At 62.5% G+C, this 18250-nt stretch carries 17 protein-coding genes; 8 read left to right on the top strand and 9 right to left on the bottom strand.

All coding sequences use genetic code 11. The annotated features are described in order from the left end of the window. Nucleotides 1–108 precede the first annotated feature (108 nt). Nucleotides 109–789, top strand: coding sequence for a 3'-5' exonuclease (locus RWT78_RS08725; RefSeq protein WP_314675357.1), 681 nt, complete (start codon nucleotides 109–111; stop codon nucleotides 787–789). 28 nt (nucleotides 790–817) lie between these two features. Here the strand turns inward: RWT78_RS08725 and RWT78_RS08720 are convergent, their stop codons facing one another. Next, nucleotides 818–2245 carry an amidase gene (locus RWT78_RS08720; protein ID WP_314675355.1) on the bottom strand — a complete coding sequence of 476 codons (1428 nt, stop codon included), beginning with the start codon at nucleotides 2243–2245 and terminating at the stop codon, nucleotides 818–820. A gap of 114 nt (nucleotides 2246–2359) precedes the next feature. Next, the gene (locus RWT78_RS08715; RefSeq protein WP_314675353.1) at nucleotides 2360–3226 is read right to left on the bottom strand and encodes a response regulator transcription factor; all 867 of its coding nucleotides are present in this window, start codon (nucleotides 3224–3226) and stop codon (nucleotides 2360–2362) included. A gap of 131 nt (nucleotides 3227–3357) precedes the next feature. Between RWT78_RS08715 and RWT78_RS08710 the strand changes: the two genes are divergently transcribed. From RWT78_RS08710 to RWT78_RS08685, 6 genes are all read left to right on the top strand, one after another. Then, nucleotides 3358–4962 carry an acyl--CoA ligase family protein gene (locus RWT78_RS08710; RefSeq protein WP_030535166.1) on the top strand — a complete coding sequence of 535 codons (1605 nt, stop codon included), beginning with the start codon at nucleotides 3358–3360 and terminating at the stop codon, nucleotides 4960–4962. Nucleotides 4963–4990: 28 nt separating this feature from the next. Further along, nucleotides 4991–5683 carry a TetR family transcriptional regulator gene (locus RWT78_RS08705; protein ID WP_003939674.1) on the top strand — a complete coding sequence of 231 codons (693 nt, stop codon included), beginning with the start codon at nucleotides 4991–4993 and terminating at the stop codon, nucleotides 5681–5683. A 159-nt stretch (nucleotides 5684–5842) separates the two neighbouring features. After that, nucleotides 5843–7000 carry an acyl-CoA dehydrogenase gene (locus tag RWT78_RS08700; RefSeq protein WP_003939784.1) on the top strand — a complete coding sequence of 386 codons (1158 nt, stop codon included), beginning with the start codon at nucleotides 5843–5845 and terminating at the stop codon, nucleotides 6998–7000. Nucleotides 7001–7087: 87 nt separating this feature from the next. Continuing rightward, complete coding sequence (locus tag RWT78_RS08695; RefSeq protein WP_003940434.1) at nucleotides 7088–7936, top strand: 3-hydroxybutyryl-CoA dehydrogenase; 849 nt, start codon at nucleotides 7088–7090, stop codon at nucleotides 7934–7936. Nucleotides 7937–8103: 167 nt separating this feature from the next. Beyond that, nucleotides 8104–8997, top strand: a complete 894-nt coding sequence (locus RWT78_RS08690) for an oxygenase MpaB family protein (protein WP_314675347.1) — start codon at nucleotides 8104–8106, stop codon at nucleotides 8995–8997. 24 nt (nucleotides 8998–9021) lie between these two features. Further along, nucleotides 9022–9414, top strand: a complete 393-nt coding sequence (locus RWT78_RS08685; RefSeq protein ID WP_029256216.1) for an RNA-binding S4 domain-containing protein — start codon at nucleotides 9022–9024, stop codon at nucleotides 9412–9414. A gap of 3 nt (nucleotides 9415–9417) precedes the next feature. Here RWT78_RS08685 and RWT78_RS08680 read toward each other — a convergent pair whose 3' ends face one another. Continuing rightward, nucleotides 9418–10047: a GyrI-like domain-containing protein gene (locus RWT78_RS08680; protein WP_314675344.1), complete on the bottom strand. Its 630-nt coding sequence runs from the start codon at nucleotides 10045–10047 to the stop codon at nucleotides 9418–9420. 123 nt (nucleotides 10048–10170) lie between these two features. Here RWT78_RS08680 and RWT78_RS08675 point away from each other — a divergent pair, with 123 nt between their 5' ends. Further along, nucleotides 10171–11355, top strand: coding sequence for a metallophosphoesterase (locus RWT78_RS08675; protein ID WP_118606632.1), 1185 nt, complete (start codon nucleotides 10171–10173; stop codon nucleotides 11353–11355). 6 nt (nucleotides 11356–11361) lie between these two features. On the opposite strand, the gene RWT78_RS08670 is transcribed toward RWT78_RS08675, so the two are convergent. From RWT78_RS08670 to htpG, 6 genes are all read right to left on the bottom strand, one after another. Continuing rightward, nucleotides 11362–12048 (bottom strand): TetR/AcrR family transcriptional regulator, encoded by a 687-nt coding sequence (locus RWT78_RS08670; protein WP_007731351.1) that lies wholly within the window; start codon nucleotides 12046–12048, stop codon nucleotides 11362–11364. Between the two features lie 47 nt (nucleotides 12049–12095). Beyond that, complete coding sequence (locus RWT78_RS08665) at nucleotides 12096–12923, bottom strand: ion channel (protein WP_314675340.1); 828 nt, start codon at nucleotides 12921–12923, stop codon at nucleotides 12096–12098. Between the two features lie 46 nt (nucleotides 12924–12969). Beyond that, on the bottom strand, nucleotides 12970–13887 hold the full coding sequence (locus RWT78_RS08660) for a diacylglycerol kinase (protein ID WP_007731349.1): 918 nt from the start codon (nucleotides 13885–13887) through the stop codon (nucleotides 12970–12972). Continuing rightward, nucleotides 13884–15464 (bottom strand): FAD-binding oxidoreductase, encoded by a 1581-nt coding sequence (locus tag RWT78_RS08655; protein ID WP_065351386.1) that lies wholly within the window; start codon nucleotides 15462–15464, stop codon nucleotides 13884–13886. The genes RWT78_RS08660 and RWT78_RS08655 overlap by 4 nt, the downstream gene beginning before the upstream one ends. A gap of 92 nt (nucleotides 15465–15556) precedes the next feature. Then, nucleotides 15557–16096: a DinB family protein gene (locus RWT78_RS08650; RefSeq protein WP_165638907.1), complete on the bottom strand. Its 540-nt coding sequence runs from the start codon at nucleotides 16094–16096 to the stop codon at nucleotides 15557–15559. Nucleotides 16097–16250: 154 nt separating this feature from the next. Continuing rightward, on the bottom strand, nucleotides 16251–18179 hold the full coding sequence (htpG, locus tag RWT78_RS08645) for a molecular chaperone HtpG (RefSeq protein ID WP_314675330.1): 1929 nt from the start codon (nucleotides 18177–18179) through the stop codon (nucleotides 16251–16253). Between the last annotated feature and the right edge of the window lie 71 nt (nucleotides 18180–18250).

The raw sequence follows: 18250 nt of genomic DNA, 5'->3' as shown, positions 1-18250 counted from the left end.
ACGCAGCAGCCACCTCCACCGTCACCCCGGAGGTGGCTGTTCGTCGTTTGTGTCGGTAGGGGGGTGCATAGTGATTCGGACATGACGTTCTGCACCGAAAGGCCCCCGATGAGTAGCTGGTCCGATCGCCCGATCTGCGCGTTCGACCTCGAGACCACGGGGCGGGATCCGTCGACCGCTCGTATCGTCAGTGCCTGCGTCGCGGTGATCGACGGTTCGAGTGTCGAAACACGCACGTGGCTACTCGATCCCGGCGTCGACATCCCCGCCGGCGCCTCAGCTGTTCACGGCATCAGCACCGAGTTCGCGGCGCAACACGGCCAGGATTATTCCGAGGGCTACGAAGAGATTCGCGAGGCTCTGCACAATTCCTGGGCGCGCGATCACGCCGTCGTGGCGTTCAATGCCTCCTATGATCTGACGGTCATGCATGCCGAGGGTCTGCGCATCGGCAAGCCTGCATTCGTTCCGGGGTTGGTGATCGATCCGTACGTGATCGATCGGGCGATGGATACGTTCCGCAAGGGCAAGCGAACGCTTGCGGCTGTGTGCGAGCACTACGGAATTTCATTGGAGTCGGCGCACGAAGCCGAGGCCGATGCCAAAGCGGCGGCGGCGTTGGCCCGCGAGTTGGCCGTGCGGTTCCCCGACATCCTGGGGCTCGATCTCATGGTCGATCAAGCCGATTGGCACGCAGAGCGGCAACGCGATTTCGCCGAGTACCTTCTCAGCCAAGGGAGGGACGTGGCAGATGTGAACGGCCAGTGGCCGATTCGCACCATCGCCTGACGTCCTCCCCGGCTCGGACGACCGCGCGCTACGCCGGGACCGGCGGCCACACCGGCGCAATGGACCACGGACGGGCTGTTTCGAGCTGCGACGCAACCTGAATCAGCAGATCTTCACGGCCGAACGCGCCGACCAACTGCACGCCGATCGGAACGCCGGCCGAGTCATGACCCATCGGCAAGGAAATCGCCGGCTGACCTGAACTGTTGAACGGACTGGTCAAGCCGCTGTACCCGGCCGAATGCTCCCAGATCGACATAGGATTCGCCGTATCGAGCAGACCGAGCGGAGCTGCCGGCCGAGCCATCGTCGGAGTCAGCAACAGGTCGTGATCGACGAAGAACGCACCGATCACCTGGGCGGCCCGCTCGAGTTCCTGCAATGCCTTGACGACGTTCGTCGCACTTTCGGACTTCGCGCGGTCGTAGATCATCCGCGCCATCGGCTCGAGGTCGTCGTCGCGGATCGCGCGGTTCAGGGCGTCGAGTCGTTCGTCGACCTCGATCGTCATCGGAATGCCCATCAACACCGACAGCCCGGCAGTGAGCGCATCGAGCGGAAAGTTCGGGGCACTCTCGGTGACATCGTGATCGAGTTCTTCGAGCAGGCCGGCAACACCGGTCGCGACGGCCGAGCACTCCGGGTCCACCGGTGTGCCGTCAGGAAGAGCGTTACTCAGACCGATCCGCAACCGTCCGGGATCGGCACCCACTTCCTCGATGTACGGCCGCTTCGGCGCCAGGATCACGTAAGGATCGCCCACTGTCGGCCCGGCGGAGAGATCGAGAAGCAACGCAGTGTCGCGGACACTTCGGGTGAGCGCGTGATGAACACTCATCGGCGACGAGAAGAGCGTGCGCGCCGGTGCCGTCGGAGTACGTCCTCGGCTCGGCTTGAGGCCTACCAGGCCGCAGGCCGATGCGGGAATACGGATCGATCCACCACCGTCGCTGGCATGCCCGCCTGGCACGATCCCGACGGCAACAGCTACAGCCGTGCCACCCGAAGATCCGCCGGGCGAACGATCAAGGGCGTAAGGGTTACGGGTGGGTCCGAACAGCGCAGGTTCGGTACTCGCGTTCTTGCCGAACTCCGGGGTGTTCGTCTTGCCGATGACAACCAGACCAGCCTGGCGGTAGCGCTCGACGAGCGTCGAATCATTTTCTGCCACAGCGTCGGCGAACAATCGAGATCCATTGGTGCTCGGCAATCCTGCCACATCCATGCCGAGGTCTTTGATCACGAACGGGACGCCGTGCAGTGGGCCATCCGGCAGGCCGCCTGATACCTCGTTGCGCGCTTCCTCTCGACGCTCACTGATCACCGCGTTGACTGCCGGGTTGCGCTCGTCGAGCCTGTCCAGACTGAACTCGAGGACTTCCTTGGCGGAGACGTCGCCGCTCTTGATCGCTTCGGCCAGGCCGGTCATGTCGTTGTTGTCGAACAAATCCTGCATCGATGCCCTCATCACTCGTGTCGAACTCTGCCGATAGTGAGGTCCGTCATATCAACCGGAGCGGCGACGCAGTTCCGAAATTCCGCTTGGCGGGACCGGCCCACCGATTCAGCCTTACAGAATCAAGCCCTGCCGCCGCGCTTCCACAACTGCTTCGTGCCGACTGCGGACGTCGAGTTTTCCCATCAGATTCCGCATGTACGTCTTGATCGTTTCGACGCTCAGGGACAACCTCTCGGCGATCTCGGCATTGCGCAGTCCCAGAGCTACGTAGCCCATCACCTCCCGCTCGCGGGGCGACAGGACAACGGTGTTCGCGACTGGAGTGTTCGCGGCAGGTTTCGGCGACGCCAACGCCCGCAACTTTGCCTCGACGGCGAGGACCTGCGCGCTGAGAGCCATGTCCTCGAGGTTCGCCGCGATCTCGCCGAGCGCCAGGACGCTCTCGGTCAACCCTTCGGATATCTGGGCATCGCGGTTCGAACCATGTTCCACCGCAGCGGTATCGAGCATCGCCACCCGACGATCCACTTCGTCGCGAATCTCGAATTCGCGGGCCAACGCGTACGACGATCGCATCATCGTCTCTGCGATCACGTCGCCGATCGGCAGGTTGGCACGCAGTCCTCCGTAGATCGCTCCGCGAGTAACCCCGCGTACGACGATCGGGACTGCCATCAAGGATTCGATCGCTTCGGTGCCCACTTCGTAGTCGTAGTCGTGAGTGATGTGCGACGAGTTCGCGTAGTCCTGGACCGCGCCCGGTCGTTGTTCTGCGATCGCCCGACCGCCGAGTCCGCATTCGGCGTCGATCCGCAGGTTTCGCAGGATGTTGCTGCGCGTGCCGACGTGACCGGTGATGGTCAGCGACCGGTCGCTGACGCAGCCGCCAAACAGAACCGGCAACTCGGTTTTGGGGTGCAGCCGACGCAGTTCGGCGCGCAACGCGTCGTCGTCGCTCGGTCTCAGTACCCTGCTCACTCTCACCTCCACGTACCCAATTCAGAGGGTAGCGGCACCTTTGGCTGGGCAATAGCGTGCATCCAGGCCATTTGTAGTGCCGATCACACTTATCGTGACACCAACCGTGCCACGTCGCCTTCGGAGGAACCGTGTCTGTCCCGACAGCTGTTGCAGCCAACAACACCCCGCTCAGTCCGCTGCGCTTTCTCGAGCGCAGCGCCGCGGTGTTCCCCGAGCGCACCGCCGTCGTTCACGGCGACCGGACCTACTCGTACCGAGAGTTCGGTGACGAGGTCGCGGCTCTGGCCCGCGTCCTGCGTGAACGCATTCAGCCCGGTGACCGCGTCGCATACCTGGCGCCGAACGTACCCGAGATGCTGTTCGCGCATTTTGCCGTTCCCCTCGCCGGCGGGGTCCTGATCGCCCTGAACTCACGCCTCGCCGGTCCCGAACTCGAATACATTCTCGATCACTCGGGAACCACGATCCTGTTCGTGGACTCCGAATTCGTCGGTTCGGTCACCTCGTCCAAGGCAAACGTGGGGAGCCTGCGTGAGATCGTCGAGATCCCGGACTCCACCGTCCCCTATCCGGACGTTCCCACCGGAATCGTCACCGGGCAGTACGCCGATCTGATTGCCGAAGGCGAAGCTCTCTCCGATCAGCCACTGCACTGGGGCGTCGACGACGAGCAGCAGTGCATCGCCATCAACTACACCTCGGGTACCACCGGAAAACCCAAGGGCGTCATGTACTCCCACCGCGGGGCGTACCTGAACTCGCTCGGCGAGACATTCCACAACGGCTTCGACGGAGCGACGAAGTATCTGTGGACACTGCCGATGTTCCACTGCAACGGGTGGTGCACGCCGTGGGCCGTCACTCAGGCCGCGGGCACACATATCTGCCTGCGCGCGGTCCGCGCCGATGCGATCTGGGACGCCATCGACAATCTGGGCGTGACACATCTGTGCGGCGCTCCTACCGTCTGCTCCACCATCGCCGACGCAGACCAGGCCCACAAGGTCGACGCCTTGCGCATCACCACCGCCGGCGCTCCCCCGTCACCGACGATCATCGGAAAACTCGAAGACATCGGTGTCACCGTCGTTCACGTCTACGGCCTCACCGAGGTGTACGGCCCCTACACGATCTGCGAATACCAGGAAGCCTGGGACGACAAGCCGCAGTCCGAGCGCGCCGCACTTCTCTCGCGTCAGGGAGTCGGCATGGTGCAAGCCGAAAATGCTCGCGTTGTCGATGCCGAGATGAACGACGTCCCCGCCGACGGCCAGACCATGGGTGAGATCGTGCTCCGCGGCAACAACGTGATGCTCGGATACTACCGCGACGAGGCCGCGACAGCCGAAGCATTTGCCGGTGGTTGGTTCCATTCCGGCGACCTCGGCGTCATGCATCCCGACGGATACATCCAGCTCAAGGACCGCGCGAAGGACATCATCATCTCCGGCGGCGAGAACATCTCCACCGTCGAGGTGGAGCAGGCGATCATGAGTCACCCCGCGGTGATCGACGTGGCAGTCGTCGGCGTTCCCGACGAGAAGTGGGGCGAGCGCCCGAAGGCATTCGTGGTGCTGGGCAAGGGATTACAGGCATCCGCCGAAGACATCGTCGAGCACACCCGCACTTTGCTGGCCGGGTACAAGGTTCCCCGCGACATCGTCTTCCCGCTCGACCTTCCTCGCACCCCCACCGGCAAGGTTCTCAAGTTCCAGCTACGCGCCGACAACTGACGCCGACGAAACCTGGATACTTGCATCCATGACCGAGCGCTCCGATGTACCCGGAACTGACCCCGCACAGTTTCGGGTACACGTCGCGTCTCAAGCGATCCGGTTGTTCTCGGAGAACGGGTACGAAGCCACCACCGTCGAGCAGATCGCCGCTGCCGCCGGTGTGTCGCGTCGGACGTTCTTCCGGCAGTTCCGCTCCAAGGAAGACGTGATCTTCGCCGATCACGAGTCCCTCCTCGAACACGTCGCAGAGTTCCTCGCGTCCGATTCCGCCGACCCCTGGGCGTCCGTGTGCGAGGCCGCGGGACTGGTCTTCGATTTCTTCCGCAGGAACCGAGACCTGTCGATGCGGCGATACCGCGTCGTACAGCATGTTCCGGCTCTTCGCGACCGCGAACTCGTCACCGGATTCCGCTACGAGCGCCTCTTCGTCGACTACCTGCGCAGCGCTGTGCCCCGCGAACCTGTCCTCGAGGTTGTCGGTTTTGCCGCAGCTGTCACCGCGTGCCACAACTACCTCTTGCGAAGCATGATCAAAGGCGACGAGGACGCCACAGCTGACGCACTAAGTCAGGCATTGCTCGACGTTCGGCGGACGTACGGCGTGGCACCCGGGTCCAAGACCAGCACGCCAGAATCGAAGTCCGTGCTGGTAGTAGCCTTTCCCCCGGGCACGTCCGCTGATGAGATCAGCAGAAAAATCCACGAACAACTCGGCTGACACTGCTCGTGCACCGAAACTTCACACACCCATCCCTTGACCTGGCACTCAGTGCCGTGTTTGACTGGGGTCATGGGCACCGGTCTGTCCGCGAATCTCGCTGGTAACGCCGGAGCCGCACCGACCGCCTTCAAGCCACCTTCACCAAGGAGCGTTCCCATGGCAGGAAACCCGGATTTCAATCTCTTCGCACTGAACGAAGAGCACGACGAACTGCGGGCTGCTATCCGCGGACTCTCCGAGAAGGAAATCGCGCCGTACGCCAAGGACGTCGACGAGAACGCACGTTTCCCCGAGGAAGCGCTCACCGCTCTCAACGCGTCCGGCTTCAACGCCATCCACGTTCCCGAGGCTTACGACGGCCAGGGCGCCGATTCCGTCGCCACCTGCATCGTCATCGAGGAAGTCGCCCGCGTCTGTGGATCCTCCTCGCTGATCCCCGCTGTGAACAAGCTCGGCACCATGGGCCTGATCCTCAAGGGTTCCGAAGAGCTCAAGTCCAAGGTGCTCCCGGACCTCGTGAACGGCGGAATGGCGTCGTACGCACTGTCCGAGCGTGAAGCCGGATCCGACGCCGCTTCGATGCGTACCCGCGCAAAGGCTGACGGCGACGACTGGATCCTCAACGGCTCCAAGTGCTGGATCACCAACGGCGGCAAGTCCACCTGGTACACCGTCATGGCTGTCACCGATCCTGACAAGGGCGCCAACGGCATCTCCTCCTTCATGGTCCACAAGGACGACGAGGGCTTTGTCGTCGGACCGAAGGAAAAGAAGCTCGGCATCAAGGGCTCCCCCACCGCCGAGCTGTACTTCGAGAACTGCCGCATCCCCGGCGACCGCATCATCGGCGAACCGGGCACCGGCTTCAAGACGGCACTCGAGACCCTCGACCACACGCGTCCCACCATCGGTGCTCAGGCTGTCGGCCTGGCCCAGGGCGCACTCGACGCGGCGCTGGCGTACACCAAGGATCGCAAGCAGTTCGGCAAGTCCATCAGCGACTTCCAGGCTGTTCAGTTCATGCTCGCGGACATGGCGATGAAGGTCGAAGCCGCACGTCTGATGGTCTACACCTCCGCAGCACGCGCCGAGCGCGGCGAGAAGAACCTCGGTTTCATCTCCGCTGCGGCGAAGTGCTTCGCTTCGGACGTTGCCATGGAGGTCACCACCGACGCAGTGCAGCTGTTCGGTGGCGCCGGTTACACCACCGACTTCCCGGTCGAGCGCATGATGCGCGACGCCAAGATCACGCAGATCTACGAAGGCACAAACCAGATTCAGCGCGTCGTGATGTCGCGTGCGCTGTTGAAGTAAGGCACTTCGCGCCCCTGTGCGCCTTTCTGGTAGTTCTGACTACCGGAACGGCGCACAGGGGCTTGCCCCCAATTTTTGAGGAGAATCGTGGAACTCGTAGGCGTAATCGGCGGCGGCACCATGGGTGCCGGCATTGCCGAAGTTTGTGCAAAAGCCGGTAGCTCGGTACTGGTGCTCGAAACCAAAGAAGAATTTGCCGCCGCTGCTCGCGAACGGATCGCCAAGTCGATCAACCGCGGCGTCGCCAAGGGCAAGATCACCCAGGAAGAAGCCGACGCCGCGATCGCACGCGTCCGCGTCACCTTGGACATGGAAGAGTTCGCCGATCGCGATCTGGTGATCGAAGCTGCTCCCGAGATCGAAGCTCTCAAGTACGAGATCTTCGGCAAGCTCGACAAGATCGTCAAGCCTGCAGGCATTCTGGCGACCAACACGTCGTCGATCCCCGTCATCAAGATCGCCAAGGCCACCTCGCGCCCCGGCCAGGTTGTCGGCGTTCACTTCTTCAACCCCGTGCCGGTCATGCCGCTCGTGGAGATCGTGGTCAGCCTGACGACGTCCGAAGAGACCGTTCTCGCCGTCACCGACTACGCCAAGAACACCTTGCGCAAGAAGACGGTTCGCGCGGGCGACCGTTCGGGCTTCATCGTCAACGCTCTGCTCATCCCGTACCTGTGCCAGGCTGTCCGGATGCTCGAATCCGGCTACGCCACAGCAGAAGACATCGACGAGGCCATGAAGGGCGGCTGCGGCTACCCGATGGGCCCGCTGACGCTGCTCGACACCGTCGGTCTCGACATCGCTCTCGCAGCAGCAGAGTCGCTGTACGCGGAATTCGCAGAACCGCACTACGCTCCGCCGGCACTGCTTCGCCGCATGGTCGACGCCGGTCGTCTCGGCAAGAAGACCGGTCGCGGCTTCTACGAATACGCCTGAGTCCGACCGCTTCACCCTTCCGGCCCCTCACCTGTTGCAGGTGAGGGGCCGGAGCTGTTTTTGGGACAGATCTTGTCGAATCCATTGACAAATTCGCGTGGCGCAGCAAAAGTCATCATGTGACAACACCCGTTGTCACATGATGCGCAGGCGGAGGGGTCACCCAGATGAGCAGCGATGCGGACACAGGTACTCGTCGGCCGAAGCCCCGGGAACTGCCAGCGCCCCGGGCCCTGCGAGCAGATCCGATCGGCCCCGGTTCCCTGACGTGGACACACTTCGGCGACGTTCGCGGTCTGCTGTATCTCGGACGCGCAGGCACGCTGCAGAACATGCATCCCGCGGTAAGTGGAGCGCTGCAGGATCATTCGAATTTTTTCGACAACCCGCTCGACCGCCTGTTCCGCTCACTGCCGCCCATCTACGGCGTCGTGTACGACCGGACCGAAGAGGGCACAGGCACGCTCGTTCGCAACTTCCACACCGATCTCAAAGGAATCGACGAAACCGGCGGGCGTTACCACGCCCTCGCTCCTGACACTTTCTGGTGGACACACGTCACGTTCTTCGAGGTGATACTCGATTTCAACGAGCGATTCGCGTACAAGAAGTTCACGGCGGAGCAGAAGGACCAGCTTGTCCGTGAGGCCGTAACCTGGTGGCGCTGTTACGGACTCACCGACCGACCGGCTTTCGACGACTACGCCAGCTTCCGCACGTACTGGGAAGACATGCTCGACAACCAGTTGATCAACACTCACACCACGAAGTGGTCGACGCGCATCGCCGAGCACGACATCGCACCGGCGCCGAAGGTTCCGACGTGGCTGTGGCGTCTTAGCTCTCGCCCCACGATGGCCGTGGCGAACTGGATCGGCAAGGCACTGATGCCGGAGAAGGCGCGCAAGACCCTTGAATGGGAATGGACGCCGCGCGACGAACGGATGTACTTCTGGTTCGCCCGCTTCCTGACATTGACGGATCGGTTCTGGCATCTGCTGCCGTTACGACTGCGGTATGCACCGCGCGCCTACTCGGGCATCCGCGCGCAGGGTCTGTGAGCACTCGTCGGTAGGCTGGAGTGCGTGCCAGCCCAACTCCCCTCCGACGCGATCAGTGTCCGCGTGGACAGCTGGACGTGGGCGGTTCGGCTGTTCAAAACACGCTCGCAGGCGGCGACCGCCTGCCGATCGGGACACGTTCGGGTCAACGGAACGTCGGCAAAGGCGGCTCAGCAGGTGAAAGCCGGCGACGAGGTGCGGGTGCGTGTATCCGGCATCGAGCGCATCGTCGTCGTGGTCAAGCCGATCACGAAGCGAGTCAGCGCCGTGCTGGCCGCCGATTGCCTGCAGGACAATTCGCCGCCCCCACCACCGCCCGAACTGATCGCGTCCATTCCGCGACGTGATCGTGGCGCCGGCAGACCGACCAAACGCGAGCGACGCGACCTCGAGAAGCTGCGCGGCCTCGAGCCGTAATCACTACCTCGAAACAGGCTGACGCAGAACCGTCTTCAGTTTCTCGGGCGGTGTACGGCGAGCGTCGCTGAGATAGATCTCGTGATGATCGCCGTTGAAGCTCAGGCCGTTCGACGGGATGAACGTGTTGTGCAGCCGGTCCAGGGTAGGAGCTTCGTCGTCGTACGAGCCGACGTGAAGAATCTGGACGGACAGACCTTCCTCCAACTCGAGAAACCTGACCTTGTCGAGAGCGGGAATCTCCTTCTTGGCCCGCACTGCCTTGGCCCGGACTGCGTCAATCGACGCAGACAGTTCGGTCTCCGTGATCCACTCCGGTTGCGAGATCATCATCGTCCAATCCCACGACGACTTGTCCCGCGTCACGAACACCTCGGGATCATCTGCCCGCCACAACCCTTCCAGCGGGCCCACGACGAAGTCGCGATCCAGTTCCTTCTTGCTCGCGAATTTGGTCGCGTAGGACACCGAATACAGCGCTTCGAGCGCCTCGGAGTACTCGGTGGCAGTGTTGGGATCACCGTGACCGTCGACGGCGAAGTAGCCGAAGCGCGGGACGGTCACGAGGGCAAAATCGCGGCGCCCGGGGGAATAGAGATCCTTGTATGCCTTCTTGACGTCGTACTTCTCCATGCGCCACCCACCTGATCACTGGCCGAGTTTCAACGTTCGGAAACCTATCCGAGAACACCGACATTCCGATAGCGGACCACCGTCCCCTTGTTAATAGACCAGTGGACCTTTACTCTGGACGGGGTGACTACACCCCAGGCGACCGACGTCGCTCGAGTTCCGCGCCGCAGACCGTTGCGGATCGTTGCCATATCCGCGATTGTCGCGTCGATCTTGGCTCTGTTGTTCGCGTACCCGTGGTGGAGCTTGTTCATCCGGCCGGACTGGCCGACAGCGGTGGCAGTTTTCGGCACCGTTCTATTTGCCGCCCTCCTGATCACCCTGCCTGCCACCATGATGCTCAGCCACGGACACACTGACCGCGATCCAGTTCGCCTGGTCGGCGACGCCCTCCTCGGAATCATCTGGGTCGTGTTCGTGTGGACCCTGCTCGGTGAAGTCCTGAGGCTCGGACTGCTCGTCGGCGGCGTGGATGACCCGCTTCGATCGAGAATCGTCGCCGTTGCGGCACTGATCACCTCGGCCGTTCTGCTGATCTGGGGCTATCGGGAAGCCATGAGACTGCCACGGATCAAGCAGGTCGACGTCACCATCCCCCGCCTTGGTGCGGGGATGGACAAACTTCGGGTAGTCGCGATCACCGACACTCACTTCGGGCCGATCAATCGCGAGAAGTGGTCCGAGCGCGTGATCGCGGCAGTCAACGATCTCGACGCCGACATCGTGGCCCACGTCGGTGACATTGCCGACGGAACAGTGGAGCAGCGCCTCGGCCAAGCCACCCCACTCGCGTCGGTGGAAGCCAGACTCGCTCGTGTCTACGTCACCGGGAATCACGAGTACTTCCACGAGGCTCAGGAGTGGCTCGACTACATGACCTCGATCGGCTGGGATGCCCTGCACAACCGGCACCTCGTCGTCACCAAGGGCGGCGACAACCTGGTCATCGCCGGAGTCGACGACGCCACCGCTCTGGGATCGAAGCTCGACGGTCACGGCGCGAACTTCGATATGGCCCTTGCCGGCACCGACCCCGATTTGCCGATCCTGATGCTCGCCCATCAACCGAAGCAGGTAACTCAGTCCGCTTCCGCGGGAGTGGATCTGCAGCTCGCCGGTCATACCCACGGCGGACAGATCTGGCCGTTCAACCTTCTGGTCAAACTCGATCAACCGTCGGTGCACGGGCTCACCCGTCACGGCGACCGCACGCAGTTGTACACAAGCCGCGGAACCGGGTTCTGGGGTCCACCATTCCGCGTGTTCGCACCGAGCGAGATCACCGTCCTGACGCTGCACAGCGCCTGAACGGGCTCAGCTCGTTCGGGTTGCCGCTCGCGCCGACAGCCCGACGAGCTGATTGATCAGACCTTCACGTAGGCCGGTTGCGAACATGTCGGCAGCAGGGGGCGCCTGCATCTCGTTCAGTACGACGACCATGGATTCGGCAGGCTCGGCAGTCGGCCACAAGCCTGCAACAATCACCAGGGTTACCTTGGCGAATTGAGCCGCGTCGCCCTCCGAGAGGTGAGGCAATTGCGAATGAATCAGCGACGCAAACCTTCCCGAGTTGACCGTTGCCCGCTTCTTGAAGTCACGGGCGAAGTCGACGGAGATGTTTCTTTCGAGGACACCTGCCATGACGCTCATCAACTCACACAGTAAACGCTGTGCGACAAGCGATTCCGCAACCGTCGATGCCACATGGATTTCAGTGGCGAACGGCGAGTCGTCACCGGTCGGGGTCAACGACTCGGACAACCCGTCCAACCACGCAACCCAGTTCTCGTCGAGCACTTCGAGAAAGATGGCTTCGCGACTGTCGAAGTAGCGAAGCACGTTCGACTTCGCCAGTCCGACGCTCTCACTGAGCTCACGCAGGCTGATGTCGGCGACGGGCCTGGACCCGAGCATCGCGCGGGCCGCATCGAGAATCGCGCACCGACGCGCTTCGATCTGCTCAGGCCTGCGCGCGCGCTGAAATCCGTGGGTCGCCACCATCACGCAAGATTATCAGACCATCGTTCTATTGTTTGCTGTACTGCGGGTCAATTGTCCGAAGGTGCATGCTGCGCCACGACTCCCCTCGACGCCAGTTCGCGACGCAGCGAATCGGTATCGACGGACGCGAGATCGACTCGGTGCGTGCGGGTGGCCAAGGCTCGGACTTCCTCGGACAGGTCCGCCACCTGCTTACGCGTCGCGGCCTGGGATGCCTCGTCCTGTTCCGCCACGCGATCGACCAACCAGGAAGCGAGTGTGGCAGTCACGATGCCCAGCAACGCAATTCCGCCGATCATCAATGCTCCGGCGATCATGCGCCCGGTCGTGGTAACGGGCGCCATGTCTCCGTAACCGACGGTCGTGACCGTCTCCATCGCCCACCACAATGCCGTTCCGTACGACGTGATGGCAGCGCCCTGCGCGTGACGCTCGGCATCGAGCATGGCCAGCGCCGCGACACCGATCAGCAAGGCCGTAGCACCAGTGGCGTAAATAACCACCCGTCCACGCAAGCTTTGCCCGCTCGAGCGGTGAACTATCGCAAGCAGTGTGACCAACCGAAGTAGGCGCAGCGGACGCAGCATGGGCAACACCACCATCGCCAAGTCCAAGAGATGCCTGACGAACCAGCGACCGCGGGCAGGTGCCAACCACAGGCGAACTGCGTAGTCGACGGCAAAAACGACCCACGCAGCCCACATCGTCCATTCGGTCAGACGATGTGGAAGGCCCGTCGGTTGCGCCAGCACTTGGTACGCGTACGCCACCAAGAACAGGCAGGCCGCAGCGGTCAACGGGATGTCGATGGCTAGCTGCCATTTCTCCAACGTCCACGCAGCGCGGCGGTGCGCCGACTTCGTCGATTCGTTCATCCGAGAAGTCTGACACCACCGCTACCTAGTGCCCGGCAGAACCGACTCAGATCCGAGTGTGCGTCAAGATGTTGAGCGCCGTGGGAACTGCCTCGATCGTGATGGGCAACGGCCCCACCCGATCGCCGTCCGCGTAGGCGATGATGCCCTCGGAGACCAACCGCACCTTCTTCGACCGATACGTCTGCACCGCATCCAAGGAGACGTGAGTTCCCTTGTACACCCGCGGAAACAGGCGCACCAGACGCAACCTCGAACCGTGCCCGACGACGGTCAGATCCAGCAACCCATCAGACTTCGACGCGCCCGGAGTGATGAGCATGCCGCCACCGTACGAGCGGCCGTTGCCGACAGCCACGAGCGTCGCGTCCACCGTGATGACCTCGTCGTCGAGTTCGATCCGGTACGGCAGCGGCTTCATCTTCGCCAACTCGGCGAGCATCGCCAAGTTGTAGCGCATCGGTCCCTTGGGCCACGACATCCGATTGGCCCGTTCACTGACCAGCGAATCGAATCCGCTCGCGATGATCGTTCCCGACCAGACGACGGAACCGTCGGCCAGCGTGATCTTCGCCAGGTCGGACTGCTGCACGACGCCGTCGGCGATCACATCGGCGGCTGCCTCGGGATCGCCTGTGGGAATGCCGAACTCACGGGCGTGATCGTTACCGGTGCCCGCCGGGATGAGCCCGATAGGAGTATCGGTCAACGCGGCAGCCTGCAATCCGATGCTGATGGCACCGTCACCGCCGACCACCACCAGCGCGTCGGTACCCTCCTCGATCGCACGACGGGCCAATTTCTTGGCGTCGTCGGCGTCGGTTCCGATGATCTCGGTGACGGCAACTCCCCGAGCGCGCAGTCGCGCAACACCTTTGCGTCCTGCCGCAGGCGCGTGACCATGTCCCGCCATCGGATTGATCAGGACGGTAACCTTCTCGATCTGACTGCGGGTTTCGGTCACGGAATCAGCTTTCCAGGATTGAGGATGCCGGCAGGGTCCACTGCATTCTTCACTGCGCGAAGGATGTTCGCGCCCAGTTCACCGATCTCGTCCTTCATCCATGGGCGGTGATCGGCGCCCACAGCGTGGTGATGGGTGATCGTGCCACCGGCGGCGATGATCGCATCGCCAGCGGCAGTTTTCGCCTTGTGCCACTGAGCGATCGGATCCTCGGTCTGCGCGCTGACTACGGTGAAGTACAGCGAAGCACCGGTCTTGTAGGTGTGCGAAATGTGGCACATCACGAGCGGCTGAGTCCCCTGCTCGACGAGAGCCTTGGTCAGCGCCTCGGTGACCGAGGAGCGCAGGTTCGCGAGGTTACCCCAGGTGGTTGCCGTCTCGAGGGTTTCGCACAAAGCGCCGACGTCGAGCAAGGCGTCACGCAGATACGGCGCATCGAATCGCCCGTGTTCCCAGCTGTTTCCGGGCTCCTCACCGAGCGACGTGCCGCCGTGAGCGGTGAGAATTGCTCGGGCCTCCGCCATCCGTTCAGCGGTGTGCGAAGCGGTGCCCTCGTAGGTAGTGATGCCGAGGCAACCACCGGTGAAGGCGTTCTCGCCGATCTTGTCGGTGGTCGCCAGATTCACGCCACTCTCGGCCTCGTCGGACAACCGCAATACTGTCGGAGCCGATCCTTCCTGGACCAGCTCACGCAATGCTGCTGCGCCGGTGGCGAAGTCGGGGAAGCTCCACCCTTCGCGCACGGTGGTCTCGGGCAGACGGTGAACCCGCACACGCACGTGCGTGATGACGCCGAAAGTGCCTTCGGAGCCGACAAAGAGCTCACCCAGATCGGGGCCTGCAGCGGATGCCGGCGCACGCCCGGTCTCGATCACACCACTCGGAGTGACAACAGTGAGGCCCTGGACCATGTCCTCGAAGCGTCCGTATCCAGCCGACGCCTGCCCCGAAGACCGGGTTGCCGCAAACCCGCCCAGAGTGGCGAACAGGAAGCTCTGCGGGAAATGCCCGACCGAGAAACCGTGCTCACGCAGAAGCTCCTCGGCCCGTGGGCCGGTAGTTCCGCCGCCGAACGTCGCGATGCCCGATTCCTCGTCCAACCCGACGAGCTGATCGAACCTGCGCAGATCGAGAGATAGAACTGCGTCGAACCCGTCACGAATGGGATCGAGCCCGCCGACGACGCTGGTGCCGCCGCCGAATGGGACCACTGCGATCCGGTTGGCAGAGCAGTATCGGAGAATCTGCTCGACCTCTGCGTCTGTCCCTGGGGTGACGACTGCGTCCGGTGCGTCCTGTGGCTCGACGCTACGACGGCGAAGCAGATCCGGGGTGCTCTTGCCACCGGCCCGAAGGATTCGATCGGAATCCTTGGTACTGACGTACTCGGCCCCGACCAGCCCAGCCAGCGCTTCGACATGCGACTGGGCCATAGCGGACGGAGCCACCTGGACGTCTTCGATGGCGAGACGCGATCGAGTCGGTGCGGAGACACCGAGAAATCCGGTCAACAATGATGTGACTGCGTCCGACAGTTCACGCTTCTTGGCCGGATCGCCCCAGGCGTCCCACTGCATCGGCGGTTGCAAGGCAGACTTTTCGGTGCTCATAGACACTAGTGTTACATATTTGTGTGATGTGTAAACATCCCGGTGGATCAATCCATCCATCAACCCATCGTCTTGGAACCGTCGATGGCTTCGCGAAGCATGTCCGCGTGGCCCGCATGCTGGGCCGTCTCGGCGATGATGTGCAGCAATGCGCGCCGCGCTGACCAGCGAGCTCCCGCTTCGAACCACGGCGCCGACGGCAGTGGATGCGAGATGTCGAGGCTGTCCAGCGAGGCCACCAACTCGTCGGTCCTGGCCGCGATCCCCTCGTACTCGGAAACGATGCCTGCCAAGGTTTCACCCTCGACCATCGCGAATTCGTTCGCCCGTTCCTGTTGCATCTCTTCCGACCACTGGGTCGGGTCGAAGTCCCCACCAAGTCCGGCCGGCCCTTCCAGAATGAAGTCGACCCATCCCTTTTCCGCCTGACCCACATGCTTGATCAATCCGCCGAGGCACAGTTCGCTCACGGTCGGCCTCGAAGCAGCCTGCTCGTCGGTGAGGTCCTTGACAGTGAAAAGAAGGAATTCACGATGCCGACGCAGGCTCTCGAGGAGATCCGCGCGCTCGCCGGTGACGGTGGTGATCGGTGCGTTCATGATGTTTTCCTTCGCTCGTGGGTTCGTGCCCTGTGAGAACTACGTTAGAAGTTATTGCGGACAGAAACGGTCCTCATTAGAAAACGATCAAGAAAAAACTCCCGGCACCCACCGATGAAGGTGAGTGCCGGGAGTTCGAGCGAGCTAGACGAGATCAGACTGTGCGAGCCAAACGATCGGCCAGCAGGCGCGTGAAGTGCGCCGGATCGCTCAGTTCACCGCCCTCGGCAAGCAACGCCATGCCGTAGAGCAACTGAGCCGTCTCCGTCAGGTTCTCTGCATTGTCATTGGCGGCCTGCGCCTCCCGCAGACCCGAGACAAGCGGATGCTCCGGGTTGAGCTCGAGAATGCGCTTGCTGTGTGGAACAGGCTGACCCGAAGCCTTGTACATCTTCTCGAGCGTCGGAGACATGCTGAACGCGTCGCCGACGATGCAGGCAGCCGACGTGGTCAGGCGCGTCGAGAGACGCGTTTCCTTGATGTCGTCGGACAGGGTTTCGGTCAGCCACGTCAGTAGCGCGCCGAATTCCTTTTCCTTCTCTTCGCGCTCGGCCTCGGCCGCCTTCTTCTCGTCCTCGGTGTCGAGGTCGACCTCGCCCTTGGCGATCGACTGGAAGGTCTTGCCGTCGAAGTCCGAGACTGCGTCGACCCACATCTCGTCCACGGGATCGGTAAGTACCAGAACCTCGAGGCCCTTGGCCTTGAAAGCCTCCATGTGCGGCGAGCCTTCGATGAGGTGACGAGATTCGCCGGTCATGAAGTAGATCTGTTCCTGACCGTCCTTCATGCGCTCCACGTACTCGGCGAGAGTGGTCACGCCCTCTTCGCTGTTGGTCGAGGCGAAGGACGAGATGTCGAGCAGCGTCTTGCGGTTGTCGGCATCGGCCATCAGGCCTTCCTTGAGCGCGCGTCCGAACTCGGTCCAGAAGGTCGAGTACTTCTCCGGCTCGTTCGCCTTCATGTCCTTGATGGTCGAGAGGACCTTCTTGGTCAGACGACGACGGATGGCAGCGATCTGCCGGTCCTGCTGCAGAATTTCACGAGAGACGTTGAGCGAGAGGTCTTGTGCGTCGACCACGCCCTTGACGAAGCGCAGGTAATCGGGCACCAACTCTTCGCAGTCGTCCATGATGAAGACGCGCTTGACGTAGAGGTGGATGCCGGCCTTGCGCTCACGCATGAAGAGATCGAACGGCGCCGTCGACGGAATGAACAGCAGCGCTTGGTATTCGAAAGTACCTTCGGCCTTCATCGGGATGACCTCGAGAGGCTCGTCCCAGGCGTGGCTGACGTGCTTGTAGAACTCCTTGTACTCGTCCTCGGACACCTCGTCCTTGGCGCGAGTCCACAGAGCCTTCATCGAGTTGATCGTCTCGGTCTCGATGGTGACCTCGGGCTCCTCGCCCTCGGCCGGCGTCGACGTACGAGCGACATCCATGCGGATAGGCCACGCGATGAAGTCGGAGTACTTCTTGACCAGTTCCTTGATCTTCCATTCCGACGTGTAGTCGTGCAGGCCGTTCTCGGAATCCTCGGGCATCAGGTGCAGGGTCACGGAGCTACCCTGAGGCGCCTCGTTCACATGCTCGAGCGTGTACGTGCCTTCGCCGGTCGATTCCCAGCGCGTCGCGTGATCTTCACCGGCGCGGCGGGTCAGCAGCGTGACCTTGTCCGCGACCATGAACGTGGAGTAGAAGCCGATGCCGAACTGACCGATCAGTTCTTCGGATGCCGCTGCATCCTTGGCTTCCTTGAGCTTGCGACGGACCTCGGCGGTGCCGGACTTGGCGAGCGTGCCGATCAGGTCGACGACCTCGTCACGCGACATGCCGATGCCGTTGTCGCGGATGGTCAGGGTGCGTGCTGCCTTGTCGATGTCGATCTCGATATGCAGATCGGAGACGTCGACGTTGAGGTCTTTGTCCTGGTAAGACTCGAGGCGGAGCTTGTCCAGCGCGTCCGAAGCGTTGGAGATCAACTCACGAAGGAAGCTGTCCTTGTTCGTATAGATTGAATGAACCATCAGATCCAGCAGCTGACGTGTTTCTGCTTGGAACTCGAGCTGCTCGGTATGCGCGGTCACTTCGATCCCTTTCTCTTCTCGGACTGATCACAGGAATTTTACTTGACCGCGAATACCGCGGGTCGGCCCCC

Origin of the sequence: uncultured Rhodococcus sp., from assembly GCF_963525155.1 — a bacterium.
GTDB lineage: Bacteria > Actinomycetota > Actinomycetes > Mycobacteriales > Mycobacteriaceae > Rhodococcus_F > Rhodococcus_F qingshengii.
This window is presented reverse-complemented; position numbering and strand designations above follow the sequence as displayed.